At 42.8% G+C, this 17,352-nt stretch carries 10 protein-coding genes and 1 pseudogene; 1 reads left to right on the top strand and 10 read right to left on the bottom strand.

Translation table 11 applies throughout. The features are described 5' to 3' along the window. Window positions 1-28: 28 nt before the first annotated feature. From V7K84_RS07965 to V7K84_RS07940, 6 genes are all read right to left on the bottom strand, one after another. Window positions 29-5,518 carry a trifunctional serine/threonine-protein kinase/ATP-binding protein/sensor histidine kinase gene (locus V7K84_RS07965; protein ID WP_334837257.1) on the bottom strand — a complete coding sequence of 1,830 codons (5,490 nt, stop codon included), beginning with the start codon at window positions 5,516-5,518 and terminating at the stop codon, window positions 29-31. Between the two features lie 83 nt (window positions 5,519-5,601). Next, entirely contained in the window at window positions 5,602-6,048 is a 447-nt protein-coding gene (locus tag V7K84_RS07960; protein WP_334837256.1) for a hypothetical protein, read from the bottom strand. Window positions 6,049-6,110: 62 nt separating this feature from the next. Then, window positions 6,111-6,392: a hypothetical protein gene (locus V7K84_RS07955; RefSeq protein WP_334837255.1), complete on the bottom strand. Its 282-nt coding sequence runs from the start codon at window positions 6,390-6,392 to the stop codon at window positions 6,111-6,113. A 59-nt stretch (window positions 6,393-6,451) separates the two neighbouring features. Further along, window positions 6,452-6,589, bottom strand: coding sequence for a hypothetical protein (locus V7K84_RS07950; protein WP_334837254.1), 138 nt, complete (start codon window positions 6,587-6,589; stop codon window positions 6,452-6,454). Window positions 6,590-6,614: 25 nt separating this feature from the next. After that, window positions 6,615-7,739 carry a substrate-binding domain-containing protein gene (locus V7K84_RS07945; RefSeq protein ID WP_334837253.1) on the bottom strand — a complete coding sequence of 375 codons (1,125 nt, stop codon included), beginning with the start codon at window positions 7,737-7,739 and terminating at the stop codon, window positions 6,615-6,617. A gap of 3 nt (window positions 7,740-7,742) precedes the next feature. Continuing rightward, window positions 7,743-9,233 carry a cyclic nucleotide-binding domain-containing protein gene (locus tag V7K84_RS07940; RefSeq protein WP_334837252.1) on the bottom strand — a complete coding sequence of 497 codons (1,491 nt, stop codon included), beginning with the start codon at window positions 9,231-9,233 and terminating at the stop codon, window positions 7,743-7,745. Window positions 9,234-9,434: 201 nt separating this feature from the next. Between V7K84_RS07940 and V7K84_RS07935 the strand changes: the two genes are divergently transcribed. After that, window positions 9,435-9,785: a four helix bundle protein gene (locus V7K84_RS07935; RefSeq protein WP_026103962.1), complete on the top strand. Its 351-nt coding sequence runs from the start codon at window positions 9,435-9,437 to the stop codon at window positions 9,783-9,785. A gap of 72 nt (window positions 9,786-9,857) precedes the next feature. Here the strand turns inward: V7K84_RS07935 and V7K84_RS07930 are convergent, their stop codons facing one another. The 4 genes and pseudogenes from V7K84_RS07930 to V7K84_RS07915 all read right to left on the bottom strand — a co-directional run bounded on the left by V7K84_RS07930 (window position 9,858) and on the right by V7K84_RS07915 (window position 17,015). Then, on the bottom strand, window positions 9,858-12,458 hold the full coding sequence (locus V7K84_RS07930; RefSeq protein WP_334837251.1) for an adenylate/guanylate cyclase domain-containing protein: 2,601 nt from the start codon (window positions 12,456-12,458) through the stop codon (window positions 9,858-9,860). A gap of 60 nt (window positions 12,459-12,518) precedes the next feature. Continuing rightward, window positions 12,519-13,261: pseudogene (locus V7K84_RS07925) on the bottom strand (IS5 family transposase). Window positions 13,262-13,419: 158 nt separating this feature from the next. Further along, complete coding sequence (locus V7K84_RS07920; RefSeq protein WP_334837250.1) at window positions 13,420-13,575, bottom strand: hypothetical protein; 156 nt, start codon at window positions 13,573-13,575, stop codon at window positions 13,420-13,422. Between the two features lie 569 nt (window positions 13,576-14,144). Further along, window positions 14,145-17,015 carry a WD40 repeat domain-containing protein gene (locus tag V7K84_RS07915; protein WP_334837249.1) on the bottom strand — a complete coding sequence of 957 codons (2,871 nt, stop codon included), beginning with the start codon at window positions 17,013-17,015 and terminating at the stop codon, window positions 14,145-14,147. Window positions 17,016-17,352 lie beyond the last annotated feature (337 nt).

Raw genomic sequence — 17,352 nt, 5'->3', positions numbered from 1 at the left:
AAAAACTAAAAAACTATCAGTCTTCAAACTACTGGGGAAAGTTACTAACTTCCTGGCAAACTGGAATACGGATTTGAAACTCCGCTCCCTCGCCGGGTTCTGAAGTGCAAGACAGTGAACCACCATGTTTTTCGGTGACAATTTGGTAGCTAATCGACAAGCCCATACCTGTTCCTTTACCCACAGGTTTTGTGGTGAAGAAAGGATCGAACAAGCGGCGGCGAATAGGCTCTGGTATACTCATCCCATTGTCTGCAATCCGAATTTCGACTTGATGAGCGTCAATTTGTTCAGTGTAAATAGTAATAGTTGGAATTTTTATTTGTCCTTGATTATCTGTTAATGACTCTTCTAAAGCATCAATCGCATTACTCAACACATTCATAAACACTTGATTTAGCTGTCCTGCATAGCATTCCACTTGGGGCAGATTGCCGTAGTGTTTAATAAGCTCAATACCCGGACGATCTGACTTTGCTTTGAAGCGATGTTGCAGAATCATCAGGGTACTTTCAATGCCCTCATGAATATTAACGGCTTTAATTTCGGCTTCGTCCATACGTGAGAAAGTTCGCAGAGAAGCGACAATTTGGCGAATTCGGTCTGCCCCAACCCGCATAGAAGAGAGTAGCTTGGGCAAGTCTTCCAGCAGAAATTTTAGATCCATCGCCTCTACTTCTTCCTGAATCTCTGGATGGGGAGATGGGTAATATTTCTGGTAAAGTTCCAGCAGTCTCAGCACCTCTTGGGTATAGGTGTTGGCATGAGTTAGGTTGCCAAAGATAAAATTGACTGGATTATTGATTTCGTGGGCAACGCCTGCTACTAGTTGCCCTAAGCTCGACATTTTTTCGGTCTGCACAAGTTGAGCCTGAGTTTGTTGGAGTTTGTGCAGGGATTGTGCAAGTTGTTCAGCTTTTTCTCGTTCGCGCTTTTCGGATGCTTGGAAAGCTTCATTTTTAGCTTCGAGTTCTTGTGATTTAGCTTCTAGTTGTTGCGAGTAGGCTTGCAGGTTGGTGTAGAGACGGGCGTTGTCGATCGCAATCGAAATTTGTGCTATCAACAGACTCAGCACATTTACCCGTTCTGGGGTAAAAGCACCAGAAATGAGATTATTTTCCAGGTAGATAATACCAGTAAACTTGCCAGAATGAATCAGCGGTAAACACAAAATCGATTTGGATTGGTAAGTGGTGATATAAGCATCAGCCGCAAAACGAGAGTCTTTAACAGCATTGTCTAAAACCAGATTGTTTCTGGTTCTTTCGACATAATTTAATAAGGCAACTGGGAGTAAGAGGGAATTGGTTTTCTCCTCTGCGTTAATAACAACACTAACCTCCTTACCTACAACTATGCCCATCGCTTCTAGCAGCCATTTATTTTCGTGCTTGGCAATAAAGTAACCTTGTTGAGCGCCAGCATTTTCGACCACAATCTTCATCAATTTTTCGAGCAACTGAGTTAGCACCATTTCTTCTGACAGTACCTGTGCAGCTTTCATCACTGTCATGAAGTCGAGAATCTGAGCGCCTCCTGTAGTCGTAGAGCTTGTTTGAAGAGTGTGCAGGTAATTCGTTTCTATTTTTTCTGTATTTGACCGCAAAATTAATTGCGGATAGCGTGTTTCTAAATCTTTGACTTTAGCAACAGCACCCCAATGGCTATAAGCGTAGTAGGCATTAGTCATGTAGATTTGAGCAATCGTTTCTTTACCCCATGACAAATAAAATTTGGCTGCGAGTTCGTGGGCGATCGCTTCTTCGTTGATGTACTCGTTTTCTTTAGCAAGTGCGATCGCTTTTTCATACATCTCGATCGCTTCGATTTTTTCGCCTAAAACCCGATGCCGTTCTGCCTCTACCAAATAGAATTTGTGTAAATGATTCATTGGGGCATAATCCGCCCATTTTTGGCTTTTTTCTTGATTAGCTTGGACGCGATCGAGGATGGCCTTTTGCTCTGATTCTTGGGTGTTGAGATACACCGCTAGCCGTACTAAAGAATCGTAAAAATTGAATACAGGAACAAGGGGCATTCCTACCACTGCATCTAAATACTTCTCCGCTATAGCGAGATTCTCAATCGCTTCCGAGTAATTCTCAAACCAATAACAAAGCAAAAATTTGTTCAAATATATGTAGCCAACTCCCCCATTGTCGTTTGCTTGCTGGTGCAGTGGCAACCTTATCTGTTCATCGCAGGCTTCACCCTTGAGAAGGCAGGGATTTTCACTTTTTCCCAGTAGATTTAAGGTAGCCTGCCAATAGATTTCTATATAGTAAAGCGCTGTTTCTTGCTTGGTTTTATGAATAGCATCTCTGTTTCTTGCTATTTCTCTTTCAAGGACAGTTAGTTCTTTACCGCTAAAGTAAGCTAAACAGGAGTACTGGAATAGACTATAGCCTGCATATTCCAAATCTCCTGTCTCCATTCCGCTAGAGTGACCTGACAGCAAAGGCTCTAAGGTTTCTCTCAGATGCTCTTTCCAATGTCGGATAAATAAATTTACGATGAAAACTGTCTTGGCTTTGATTTCTTGAGCATTTAACTTTGACACTAGATTTAAAGCCAACTGACCAAATTTATAACCCGAATCAATATCCCCCACAATGGCACAAAGAAGAAAACCATAATTGGCATAAGCAAACCCAGAAACGGCAGCATTACCATATTCGACGGATAATTGTACTTGTTTGCACACCGTCAAGGGCAACAGTGCAGGAGCAACAATATATGCAGGAGCAAAGATACTTGACAAAAGTCTAATGGCTGCTAATTTATAGCGATCGCTCATTTGAGGTAGCTCAATTAAATCCTCAATTCGCTGCCCGTTCAAAATTGCCGCAGTTTCTCCTAGTGCCTGCCCAATGTCTGACGCGTTCGGTTCTTGAGGAAACTCCACCCCTAACAGCTTTAAAACTTGTAGCGCTGTGTTAACCGCTTCTAGCAGCCTATTCTGCCCCATATAAGCTTGCATCTGGACTTCATACACTTTAATTTTGTCCAGTAGTGTCACAGCACAGTTTTGGACGATCTCAGACAATCTCTGCATTTCTTCAAAATCACCGCTCAAAAAAGCTGCCTCTGCCGCTTCTGAGTGCAGTGCTAATGTCAGTTCATATTCACACTTCCAGCTTTCTTCTGCTAACAATCCCAAAGCAACTTGCAAATATTTGATGGCGGAATCATGGGCTGTGGCTGCCTTTGCTCTCTGACCGGCGATGAGGTTTAGTTCTGCAAGTTGATATTTTTCTGCTTCAGATATCAGTAAATCAGTACCATAATTGAGTTGATTAACTAAAGCAAATATATTTTCTTTGCGTTCTTCTGGTGTCGTATTTTGCAGTAGTAATTGACCAATTTTTAGATGAGTTGCTTGCTTGCGATCGTCGGGAATCAGAGAATAGGCCGCTTGCTGTACTCGATCGTGTAAAAACTTGTAATCAACCTTGACATCAGTTAAATTAATTCCGTCAGATTCTTCCTGACTAAACGCTAAGGGAATTTTGTAGTCCTGACTTAACGGCAGAATTAACCCAGCTTGCAGGACTGGCCACAATTGCGCCGCAGTTGTTAGAGAAGATGCTTCATTAACGATCGCTAATACATCTAAGTTAAAAGTATTACCAATACAAGCAGCGAGTTTTAGAACTTGTTGCGTTTCTAATGACAGTTTGCGAATATTTCTCGCTGTCAATTCAACAACATTCAGGTCAGCAATGCCGATTGCTTGAATATGTTGGATATTCCATTGCCATACTCCTGAATGGAAGTTGTATGTTAGTAAGTCTTCTTGGTGTAGGGTTTTCAGCAGTTGTGTTAAGAAGAAGGGGTTTCCTCCGGTTTTATGGAATAGTAATTCTGCTAGTGGCTGACTGCGTTCTATGTGATTCAATGTATCGCTAATTAACGCTTCTACATCCGTTAACTGCAATGATGACAAGACGATGTTATTCACCACCGCACCAGAGGATTGAATTTTGGACAAACTCATCATCAATGGATGGGTGGGCGACACTTCATTATCACGGTATGCCCCGATTAGTAATAAATATTTGCGCTCAGTATCCGTCATCAATCGCTCAATTAAGTTCAGTGATGCCGAATCTGCCCACTGTAAGTCATCCAAGAAAACAACTAAGGGATGGTCTTGGTTCGTGAATACCCCAATGAATTGCCCAAAAACGCGATTGAAACGATTTTGAGATTCTGCGGCTCCCAGTTGTGTAACAGGTGGCACAGTTCCAATAATCAGTTCGACTTCGGGAATCACATCAATAATGACTTGCCCGTTTTCTCCCAATGCGGTTAACAGTTTCTCTTTCCACACTTGGATTTGGGCTTCGCTTTCAGTTAGTAATTGCCCAATCAAAGATTGGAATGCCTGAATCAACGATGCATAGGGAATATTGCGTTTGAATTGGTCAAACTTGCCTGCAATGAAATAACCCCTTGCCCCCACAATCGGTTTATGAACTTCATTGACCACACTCGTCTTGCCAATGCCCGAATAACCGGAAACAAGCATAAATTCGCTGCTACCACCTGCTACACGCTCAAATGCAGCCATCAATGTTGCTACTTCTGCTTCGCGTCCGTAGAGTTGTTGCCCAATCAAAAAATGCCCAGATTTGTCCTGTCTCCCTGGTACGAAGTTTTCAATCTTGCCAATCACTTGAAGTTGAAACAAGCATTCCTCTAAATCCGCTTTCAGTCCCCAAGCGCTTTGATACCGCTCCTCTGCTGTTTTCGCTAACAATTTCAAAATAATTGCACTAATCGCCTCTGGCACATCTCCCAGAACACGACACACGGTTTCGCTACAGGGTGCGACTGGCATTTTGGCGATGTGACAGTGAATTAACTCCATCGGGTCACTAGCATAAAATGGCAGCGTACCTGTTAGCATTTCATACAAGGTGACACCCAACGAATAAAAGTCGGTGCGATAGTCGCACACTCGGTTCATTCTACCTGTTTGCTCAGGCGACATATAGGCAAGTGTACCTTCAAGCAAATTAGGATTGCTCAAAGTAGGATTTTCTCGATCGAGGCGCGAGGAGATACTGAAGTCAATCAGTTTGATTTCCCCTGATTCGGGATTGATTAAAATATTGTGCGGCTTAATATCTTTATGTATAATTTTTTGGGCGTGTAGCTCTCCTAAAGTCTGTGCCAAATTAATCGCCACCTTAAGAAAAGTAATCAAGGTAGTTTTTTGAGTCGCAATCACTTCTTTGAGCAAGCAACCTGGAATATCTTCTAATACCAAAGCCAAACCATGCTGATAATTCTTTAACTCGTAGGCTTTAACAATGCCAGGAATTTGCAGGGACTCAATGATTTGATATTCGTGGCGCAGTCGAGCAATATCTTCCAGGGGTGGATGTTCGCACAGAAGAGTTTTGATCGCCACAGGGACATTATCGGTTTCTCGCCGTCCACGATAAATGACGGTTTTACTACCGGAGTGAAGGGTTTCGAGGAGTTGATAACCAGATAAAGTAGCTGTCATTGTTTTTTCTTGCAAAATAAGCATTCTTAATATGCCCATGCAAGTTTAGCTTTGTAACATTTGTGACGAAAATAAGCATATTTTTACGATATGTTACATAAATAATTTGGAATAAAAGTGTATATTATTACTTGATTTTTACGGTATTTTGCATATTTCTGACCTGTGATGAAGTAACGCTTATCCGATCGCAGCCGCAAGTAAAGAGTGGTTGAGACATTAAGGTTCAAGAAAAAATTCCGAATAACAAATTGATAGAAAAGTTCGCCAAGACGCGTACTCCGCCAAGTGCTGATAAGTGGATCGTTTGGTGCCCATTTTTTGAAAGCTTTTACAGCAGTTTCTGGAACTCCACTCATCTCTATTTGCTCATCAACTTGAATAAGAGTGCCGCCGGGAGTAACTTGTACTTCAACTTCAAAGCCTTGTTGGTTTTGACCTCTGAGTATGTAGATTAAAGAACCATATGACTTCAATTCAATTCGGGCTTGGCTAAATTTAGCATTGGTCGCTGTCTTGGCTGAAGACATTGCGGGAAGTGCTACTTCTTCTAGGGGGATTTTTCGGACTATTCCCCCGAGATTTTGGGCTATTAATAAACGAGGCAAGAGGCAGGAGGCAGGTGGTCACTGAGCGTAGTCGTTGGCGCAGCCTCTCGTAGAGAAGTGAGGCAGGAGGCTTTATGAGCTTTCTCAGTGGCTCCTCTGCCTTCTGTCTTCGGAGATAAACTTCTATTGTTAGTGAGAGATTGAGCCTGAGCATCACCCAAATAAACAGAGGAGGTGAACATAGCTATTCCTGTAATTGTTAACAATTTCCCCGCAGTAGTTGTGCAGAAAGTCATCACTTTTTTAGTTAGTTTTTTCTTATTCATTATTTTTAAAGTTCAAAATTACCCGGCGACTCAGTTCCTTTTCTCCAGCATTAAATCAGTTAATTAACCTGTTTAAATAAACCTATATGAACGTGTTCGCCACCAATAAGTTTTATCAAAAAGTTATTAGTATCGCTTGGGTCGTAATAAATTTGTATTTGCTTATCAGCCTCAGCTAAATCTCTGTTTGCATTCATGATTTAAACGTTAATAATTGCCCCACTAACTATTTTTTTTAATTGCTGACTTCAATAACTCTTTATTACCTTTCACTTGTAAGAACTTAGCTTTTGATTCATCCAATACAGTTGCTTTAACTGGAAGGTAGCCCAGAGTAGAACTTTCTTGGCCCACATAGGTCAAGTAATAGTTAATAAATCCTTCTAATTCCGGTCGGTTCCGAATCGCTTTGGCATCTGCATAAATGTACAAAGGGCGAGTTAGAGGATATCCTGGGAGGAAAGGGTCTACTTTATCAATAGCGATCGCCCTCAACTTCTCGCGGTTTTCTTGATAAGAGCCATACTCTAAAAAGCCAACCATGTAAGGATTAATTAAAGCTTCTGAGTGCAACTGCTCTACAAAGTCATAAGATATCGTATTGGGAGCACTAGTAAGTTGGCTAAAGTTCCCCTTGAGAATAGCTTCGGCAAACAAGTCAATTGCTCCCCCAGTACCAGCCCCCTCTGGAACAATGCGTTTAATCAGCTCTTGTGGCCATTTGGGATTGACATCTGACCACTTTTGGACAGTAAATACCTTTGCCAGTTCGTCGCGTGTCAGAGTATTTGGGACGAAATTATTCTGAGAACTAACTACAATAGTCACTGCATCGGTGGCAATTTGAAAGCCGATCGGCTGAATACCTGACTTAGCACAGGCGGCTAACTCCTGACTGGTAATCGGGCGAACTGCATTGACAATATCTATTTTTTTCTCTTGGCAAAATAGCTTGAAGCCAACGACTGTATCAATACCAGCGAGATTAATCTTACTAGGATACCCGTCTTGGATAAAGCGTTGAGCAATAGCCTGACTAATCGGTAAAACTACCTGAGTTCCCGATATCGCTATTGTTCCCTCTAGTTCTAGGGGGTTTACCTGCGGAAGCGCAATGCCTTGTTGAGCTGAGTCTTGGGTTGAGAGTGATTTAACTAATTTCCTCTCGACTTTGTGAATACCTAAATTTTCTTTTGAAGATTTGTCCGCACCAGCCTGATTGTCAATATTTGCTTTTGAGGTTTTTGATCGATCGGCGCAGGCTATTAATAGTAAAACTATGCCGAACAAAAATAAGTAATTTCTGAAACTTTTTGCTCTAGTTATCTCGATCCTGATTAATGACATATATTATCTTCCCACTTGGACTCGGCGACCATTTTTGTTATTTGGCAGATTCACATCCTCCTTAATTCCTTTAGCAAGTCGAACCATCTTTTTCCGTTCTTCGATATACTCAATAATTTCGGAGGCAAATTTGTTGTTAGACTCGATTATTTCAACAACCTCGTCCGCTGGAATCACTACAACCTCAACATCTTCATTGGCGATCGCTGTAACTGGGCTTACCTCCCCTGGAAAGATAGCCATTTCACCAAATACTTCGTTAAGTTCTAGTTCATCTACTATCTTGCGGTTCCCTTGCGCGTCTTTGAGATAAGCCTGTCCCGTGCCTTTGAAGATAATATAAAGTCCCTCGTCTTCTTTACCCTCCTGAATAATTAACTCATCTTTACCATAGGCTTTAAATCTAGCCCGTTCGCTCAGTTTTTCAATTTGATTATCATTGAGCGTTAGGAAATATGGGAGCGATCGCAAATAAGTTACCAATTCCTCTTGGCGGTTCTCGACTATTTGAGGAATCCGGCTTGGTATTCCTTTTTGAGTATCGACATCGTACTGCACTTGAATCGGATAAGGCATAGTAAAGCCATAACGTTTGGTTATATAGTAAAGTCGAAATTTGAGTTCCGCTGAAACGATCCAATCTTTTTCCGGCACTACTTTATAAGAAAGCTTGTAAGTAATACTGAAGTCTTCATAGGAACTAACCAGAGCAGGATCTTTGGCTTCGATCGTATCTATACCCTCCGTCAAAGTATTTAGGGCTGAAATCACTTCACCAGGAGAATCGTCATAAGAAAATGAGGCGTAAATACTTTTCCAGATTCCTCTCTGACCGTAATTGATAATGCTTGCCTTCGACAACACTCCGTTGGGAACGTTGAATGTCATCACCGGATTTTTCATAGTGACTGACCACCAGTTTTGTTCAATTACCCGTCCTTGCTTTCCATCTAACTCAATCCAATCACCTGTTTTGAAAGGTTTGGCAAATAGCAGCAGTAATCCTGACACCAGGTTACTGAGAGTATCTTGCAGCGCTAGGGCAATTACTGCTGAAGCTATGCCCACAGCGCTGCCCAAGCCAGCCAAATTTATATTCCAAATTCCATTGATAATGTGATAACCAATGGCAAAAATTACCACACCCCTAGCTACCTGAAAGAACAGACTAGGTACATGAATTTGCCATTTGATCGGTTGTTTTTTTGTGGTCAACAGGGCGTTAATTAAAGAGATTCCCGCCACAATCACGGCAACCCAAGTTAACGTTTCCACAAAACGTGCCCAAGAATCTTTGCCAGCGACGCTTAAAAGCTGTCGCATGACCAAAATTATGGCTAAGGGAGGTAACACATACTCCCGTATCTGACGCAGAGCAACTGCTAAGGGGTGCTGCTGCCGTTCCAATCTTGAGGCAGCTTCACCAAGCAGTATACCGAACAATGGAAAACCCAGCCCCAAAATTAATATCCATCCCAGAAATGATTTATCCATGATTGTTTTTTTTACGAACAATAAACAGTGAGTAGCGGGGAAAAAGGCAGGAGGCAGGAGGCAGGGGGCAGGAGGCAGGGGGCAGGAGGCAGGGGGCAGGAGGCAGGGGGCAGGAGGCAGGGGGCAGGAGGCAGGAGGCAGGGGGCAGGAGGTGTAGAATAGTTTAGTTTCTCCCAACTTCCTACTTCAAACTTCTAAACCATGAGCTACAGAGAGCAATTTATCTGGCAGCGTGGAGTCAAGCTTGCCATTAACTGCTATCGACTTACCGAAAAATTTCCGAAATCTGAGCTTTACGGATTAACTAGCCAGATTAGGCGCTCCGCAGTTTCTGTGCCATCAAATATAGCAGAAGGGTATGGAAGACGAACGCAGAACGAATATATCCAATTTCTACATATTGCTTTAGGTTCGCTTCGGGAACTTGACACTCAGTTAATTATTTCCAAGGAAGTTGGATTAGCATCCCCTGAACTATTTACTCCCGTTTTGGAAGAAGTCGATAGATTTCAAGGAATTTTAGTGTCAAGCATTCAAAAAATTAAGTCTTAAAACCCTCCTGCCCCCTGCCCCCTGCCCCCTGCCCCCTGCCTTCTGCCTCCTGTCCCCTGCCTCCTGCCTCCTTCAAACACCTATTTTTTCCAACTCAGTTTCCGCTGCTGCTTCTTTCATAATTTCGCTCAGGAATGTGTAAGCTTCTTCCCATGCTTTTCGCACTGGCGTAGTAAACTCTTCACCCAATCCTTGGGCTAACGTCCACAGCAATGCTTCACCGACAATATCGTAGTATTCTGCCTCGACACCATAACCCGTATGGTTGCGACCCAGCTTTTGGAGGGCGGGGATAATCTGATCTGGCTGACGTAAACCTTCCACGGCGAGAGCAAGCGTAGTCATTAGCTTCCGTTCCTGCTGTTTCATATCGCCCTTAAATAAAGGACGAAAGGAAGGTGCTAATTCAAACAGTCGTTGATAGAACAGTTCAGCAGCCTTATCAGCAATGGGCTTTACTTTTTCAAAGGATGACTGAACCAACTCCACCTGAGTTAGAACTAACTTCCTGGTGGTTACTAGCGTCCAGGTTTCCACTTCTCCCAGACCTCTAATTTTCACGACCGGGTTTTGGATGAATGTGTAGCTATCGGCTATGCGATCGTACACACTCTGAGTGATCAAAATATAGTTCAAATCAGCTTGGCTTTGAAGACTGGTTGCTACATACGCTGTTTCTCCCCAAACACTGTACCCAAGTTTTTGTGTTCCGACTACCCCGGCGGTTACAGAACCTGCATGAATGCTGATGCGTAAAGCCAAGGCAGAATTGTGATTAACATTCAGACGCTGGATTATGTCTAACATGGCTAGGGCAAAATCAACAGTTCGCTGGCTGTGATCAAATCTCACTTCAGTGAGTCCACACACCGCCACATAGCTTGTACTCAGGGAGTTCTGTCGTTCCAAGCCGTAGCGTTCTGCAAAGTCATCAAATTCATCAAATAGCTCAGTGAGCAATTTTGTTATCTCTGGCGGTGACAGGCGTTTGTTCAACGCAGCAATCCCAGCCAGATGAGCATTGAGGATGCTTACTTGCTTGAAGTTTTCCGCAATGGATAGCTCTCCTTGTTTCCTGCGTTCGGCGATCGCTCTTGGTAAGATATTCTGCAAGAGAATATCGTTTTCCTGCTTCTTGGTTTCCAGCTCTTCCTCAGTTTGATGTAATTTGTTCGCCAACTCTTTGAACTCTGTTGCCAATTCCCCAAACTCGTCAAGGGATATCACATCAACTTCTGTATCCAGTTCCCCAGCAACAAGTTTCCGGGCGCTATCAGTCAAACGACGCAGGGGAGAGGTGAAAATTTTCGCAGCAACTGCCGCTAAAAACGCCGTCCCCAGTAAGAAAAGCGTCGCTGCTATCAGCAAAATTACCTGTAACGTGTAAAGCGGACGATAAGCTTCCCCTACCTCCATCTCTGCTATAATCCCCCAATTTAACCCGTTCAACTTCAAAGGAGTGTAGGAACTCAATACTTCTGCCCCCCGATAGTTGCGGTCTACCATCATCCCTTGTTGCCCTTCTAAGGCGGCTTTAGCGGCTGAACTATTGATTTTCTGTAAGCTAATGGTAGTGTTAAAGTTCTCCATCAGTTGCAGAGTTCTCTGGTCAGTCCCCGTGTAACGAACAGCATTTTGATATTTTTTGGGGTCTTCAACCCAAAAACGAGATGTCGAACGCATTAGTGAATCGGGTCCGACTAAATAAGCTTCCCCCGTTTTCTGCAAACCACTGCCTTCCCAATTATTATTCCGGCTAATAGCGTTGTTGATCTTTTCAATGGGAATTTGCACTGCCAAGATGCCAATCATGTTAGAACCGCTATAAATCGGCGTTCCCAGGAAAGCAGCTGGAGCATTATAAGAGGCACGGTAAGGTTTGAAATCAACAACCTGAATGCTACCTTGAGTCGGATTTGTCTGGACTGCTTGCACCAATTCCTTTAGTCCATTCCGGGAGTCATAACTCTGTAGTGGAGTAGTGGCAAAATCTGTCTCTTTAAAATAGGAATAGATGATATCTCCTGTTTTAGGATTAATCAAAAATAAATCGTAATAACCAAATTTTTCGATAATTCCTGCAAAGAATTTTTGATATTTGGCGTGAGCCTTGGTGTAAGCGCTGCCATCACCAGCATCAAGGAGCTGGTCTTTTTTGCCAACTGGATTGGGGTTAGAAGCAATGTAGTAATACTGGAGATAGCGAGCTGCTTGTCCGAGAGGCTGATAGGCACTGGGGTTCAGTTCTTCAGAGGAGAGATTCTTTTTCAAGCGAGGAAAAAATTGTTGGGTGTAGTAAGCTTCCATTGCTCTATCCCATTCGGGGGGAATAAAGTTGCGCTCCAGGTTGCGGAAACCCCCATTCAAATCCACCATTGCTTTCACAATGTTGCCATCTGCCGCTAGCATCCCCACTTGGTTATTCAAATTTTCAAAGTACGACTCAAACTGCTCGGCTTTGGTTGTACGTACACCGGAAAGTTGCTCGGCGATTTTGCTTCTAAGGGTAGCTTGTGTTTGATACCAACCAATCCCACTAACTACTACTACAGAACCAAGGCTAACTCCTAAGAACAACCCTTGCAGCTTCGATTTAATTGTCCAGTCACCCAGTTTTAGATTAATTAAGGAGCCATTACGCAACTTACGCAAGTGATTTTGGGGATTTAACATCTTTTTTTATGAATCTCGATCGTGAATATTTAACTTGTTGCTTACGTCTAGGGCGTGTCATCAATTAAGCCAGATAACAGCAGCAGCAAGATAAATTGCGCTGAGAAAGTTGATTGCCCGCTTATCATAACGTGTGACGTAGGCGTAGCCTGCCGTAGGCATCGCTCGATATTGTTTGAGTTGGGCAAAGAAATTTTCAATTAGATGTCGTGCTTTGTGCAAGTCTCGATCGTACTCACGCTTAACAGTACGGTTGCATTTAGGCGGAATAACTGCCGTTTTGCCCTGTTGTTCAAGTCGCTCAATTACGCGTTCATCAGCATCGTATGCCTTGTCAGCCAGAACTGTATCAGTAGCAAGCTCGTTAAGCAAAACATCGGCTCCATTAAGATCACATCTTTCCAGGAGTTAGGTGAAAGCCGATAGGATTGTCCAAGGCATCCACCAGAGCGTGAATCTTAGTACTCAATCCACCCTTACTGCGTCCCCCCCCCTTTGCCCCAGCACTCTGTTGGTGGGCACGCACAATGGTCGAGTCAATCATCGCATATTCGTTGTCTGCATCCTCGGCTAACGCTTCAAATACCCGTTGCCCATCGACTGAAACGGGTATGAACTACTCGAAAATCGCCAAATCGTTCGGGTAAGTCCCGCCAGGGAATGCCTGCTCGGTAACGATACAACACTGCTTCGACAAACGATCGATTATCTTTAGCAGTTACTCCGACCGTCTGTTTTCGTCCTGGTAGTAAGTCTTTGATACATTCCCACTGGTCATCCCGCAAAGCATAGCGGCGCGTCATTTTAGCACTCCTCCAATGACTCAATTCGCGCTTGGCTATCGATTTTATACTATATTGACATCTAATTGATGACACGCCCTAAACCAATAAATCTACTATTTCTAGATTTTTAAGCTTTGTATTTGTATTTCTTTGTTTTATCAAACAGAATACATCCGTCAGGAGTCAGAATTCAGTTGGGTATTCTGTTCGACTGGCGGATGAATAACTGGCTTTAAGACCCGCACCAAATTTTCAATTTGGTGGTCAACAAGAAAGTCGCGGGGTTTTAACCATTCCCAGTTAAAATATTCCAGATTTCGGGAAAAATTCACTGACTAGCCTAATTGCAATTCTGGGCTACTCTACACCATCAGTTTTCTTGACTCAGTGCTTAATGCGATCGCTCTTTGCTATCAATTCATTTAATCTAGACATCTCCAAAATAGTATAAGTAAATGGGCATGAATAATTAAAGGTTTGTAGTAAGCGGCTTCAGCCCTTGCTAAATACATAATTTCGTAACTTCATAGCGAATCCCTCTGTGTACCTCTGCGTTTCCCTCAGCGTTCCTTTGCGTTTAAAACCGCTACGAATTAATGCAAAGCTGTACTAACAGACAAATTAATTAATTTTACATGGCGTAACTTAGTTTGATTTATTCTTGCCCACCTACTTATTTAGTCTTCATCTCGATAACAAGACCCCAAGTTCATCACGCAAGCGCATTAGGTTCTGGGTTTCACAAATATGGATAAAGTCGAGCTTATGCTTCAGAATTTTTCTCATTTTTTGCTTCAAACCACAACCAGCTACACGATCGATACCAAAACAGTTCAAATTTGAACAACCAAAATCACCCCCAGTCAACCCACTAGTACAGTTAAACAAACCGTAGTCCGAGTTATTGGTTCTCTGTGGGTAATGATTGCCAAGCAAGGCGATCTTTCCAGTGTGATGTGAAATTAAGTTGAACTGCTTGCTTAAAGTCCTCCAAAGCTGCTGAAAACGCTTTCTCTTTTAGCTCACCTTGGTTGTTCAACTGTTTAGGGCATTGTGGATTCCATACATATTTTTGACAAATTTGGTGGGCAATTTCTACATCACTGCCATTTTCAGGGTTTTGAAAGACGGGATGATAATGTAACCTGTTGCAGCAAACTTGCAACCATTCTTGCCATCCACACTGCCACAAGCGGACTGTTCCATCAAGGCTACCACTGGCAATCAGTTTACCATCAGGGCTAAAAGCTGCGGAATTTACCCAATACTCATGCCCGCGCCAAGGTTGACCAATGGAGTTGCCGTCAATATCCCACAAGCGCACTGTCGAATCATTACTGGCACTGACAATCCACTGACCATCAGGGCTAAAGGCTACAGAATTAACTTCTTTTTCATGTCCGCGCCAAGGTTGACCAATGGGGTTGCCGTGAATATCCCATAAGCGCACTGTCGAATCATTGCTGGCACTAACAATCCACTGACCATCAGGGCTAAAGGCGACAGAATTAACTTCTTTTTCATGTCCCTGCCAAGGTTGAGTGATGGGGTTGCCGTGAATATCCCACAAGCGCACTGTCGAATCATTGCTGGCACTGACAATCCACTGACCATCAGGGCTAAAGGCGACAGAATTGACCCAATTCTCATATTTGCGCTGCGATCGCCCGATGACCCGATCTTGTAGTATTTGATGTAGCTCCCACAAACGCACAGTGCGATCGCCACCACTGATAATCAGCTTGCCATCGGGGCTAAAGGCTAGGGAATTAACCTGTCCTTCATGTCCCCGCCAAGGTTGAGTGATGGGGTTGCCATCGATGTTCCACAAGCGTATTGTCCGATCGCAGCTACCACTAATAATAAACTTGCCATCAGGGCTAAACGCTACAGAATTTACATGTCCTTCATGCCCGTGCCAAGGTTGACCGATGGGATTACCTTGGATGTCCCACAACCGCACTGTATAATCACTACTACCACTGACAATCAACTTGCGATCGGGGCTAAAGGCGGCGCAAATAATTTTTGCCTCATGTTTGTGCCAAGGTTGGGTAATGCTGTTACCTTGTAAATCCCACAAACACACCGTTCCGTCAAAACCAACACTGATAATGCAATCGCCATTTGGGCTAAAGGCGACGGAAATAACTCCTTCCTTGTGTCCGCGCCAAGGTTGAGTAATGGCGTTACCTTGTAAATCCCACAAACACACTATTCCGTCAAAACCAACACTGACAATGCGTACCCCGGAGGGGTTGGCGCAGCCATCGCCATTTGGGCTAAAAGTGACGGAAATAACTCCTTCCTCATGTCCCTGCCACGGTTGAGCAATGAGATTACCTTGTAGATCCCATAAACACAAAATTCCGTCAATACTGCCACTAACAATAAACTTGCCATCAGGACTAAAAGCTAGACAATTAACCTCTTGCTCGTGCCCACACAAAAATTGAGCAGTAGGATTGCCAATGATATTCCACAAGCACACCGTAGAATCGCTACTGCCACTGGCAATAAACTTGCCATCAGGACTAAAGGCTACACAATTAACCTCTTGCTCGTGTCCGCGCAAGCTATTTGCCTCTGTGGGTGTGTTCATTGCTTCCTTTAAGCTTCCCAAAACAGGAGCTAGAAGCTGGTTTGGGTATTTCTCTAGATTCTCACCCATTGTTTGAATTGCCAGCACCAAACCCTCTAGCGGTTGGACAGGAAGTAAATTCAAAACCCTGGCGGATTGCTCGCGCAGTTTTAATTCAGTCAGTGCAAGGTTTAACTTTTGAATCTCTTGTTCCTGGCGATCGCGCCATCCAACACTAGCATTAATAAATCGATTAGCTTGTTCGCTTAAATAACCAAACGTTTGCTCTTTTAGTTCTTTATAAGTGTTTATCTTCAGAACTCGGTTTGCAATATTTTCTCTTTTCCACAGCATATCTAAGGTATATGTCAGAAGTGGTAAATAATCATTTTGTTGGTGAAAATCATGAATAATTTGCTCAACTAATCCTTGTTCAAAAATAACGCCATTTCTCGCAGCAGGTTCAGCGATCGCTAACTTTAATTCTCCGTCGCTCATTCTAGTGAGTATACGACTATGGCGATCGTGGATCTTCGCAAGTTGGGGATACTCACTAAATCTATCCAGAAAATCAGACCGCATTGTTAAAACAATTTTGATAGAGCTATCCTCCTGCTGGAACAGTTGAAAGAGACTAGCAACAAATTTATCGCGTTCCGGTTTTTGAGTTTTTGTAAACAGTTCTTCAAATTGGTCAATAAAAATTAGAATGCATTGATAATCTTGTTTGAGGAATGTGATAATTTGAATTAGGGTATTTTCTCTTATTTCTCTAGCAATATCCGCTATTGGCGATTTTTTACCATAAGTAGAGGCAAGACAGTAATAAAGAGATTTAAAAGGATTTTTATCTGGGTGAAAACTTATATTAATTAATGATTTTTTATGAGATCCTAAATAAGGAATTAAACCTGCCCGAATCAATGATGATTTGCCAGTATCTGATGCTCCTAAAAGCAAAATTACATTATCTTTTTTTAAGCGATCGCTCAGATTAGCAATCCAATTCTCCCGACCAAAAAATTTGTCTTTATCTTTAATTTCAAAAGTTTTCAATCCTAAGTAGGGAGAGTCTGTTTTCAGTGGACGACAATGAATGTCCTCAAAATTATTGTCAGAAAAAAAGTCGTATTCAGAAATACCTTGGACATTACACCCAATATTTATATTGCCTTCAGAACTGTTAACCATCTTATCTCTTTACCTTTGGACATCTCTGGCTAAATCTTTACCTCAGTTATAGTTCCTCGGCTAATCTTTGTAAGTAACTCAACAAAATTAATTACCGAAGAAAGGCAGCTATGCTGGAGGCAGAAGGAAAAAAATACAATTCTTGATCTCTGCCAATTTGGGCGACTAGAAGTCGCAGCTACACAGGCGAAGTCCACCTCCGTGGACTAATGAAAAAGTAAGAATCTTAACCCGCGCAGGCGGGTTTTGTCTGTATAGCCGCGACTTCTAGTCGCCAAGGCTAGTTTTAAATCTCTTTATTCAGCAAAATTACTTAAGTAACTTTCAAAAAAATGTA

It is taken from the genome of Nostoc sp. (genome assembly GCF_036917315.1).
Taxonomy (GTDB): Bacteria; Cyanobacteriota; Cyanobacteriia; order Cyanobacteriales; family Nostocaceae; genus Nostoc.
The sequence above is the reverse complement of the archived record's forward strand: the minus strand, read 5'-3'. Positions and strand labels throughout refer to the sequence as shown.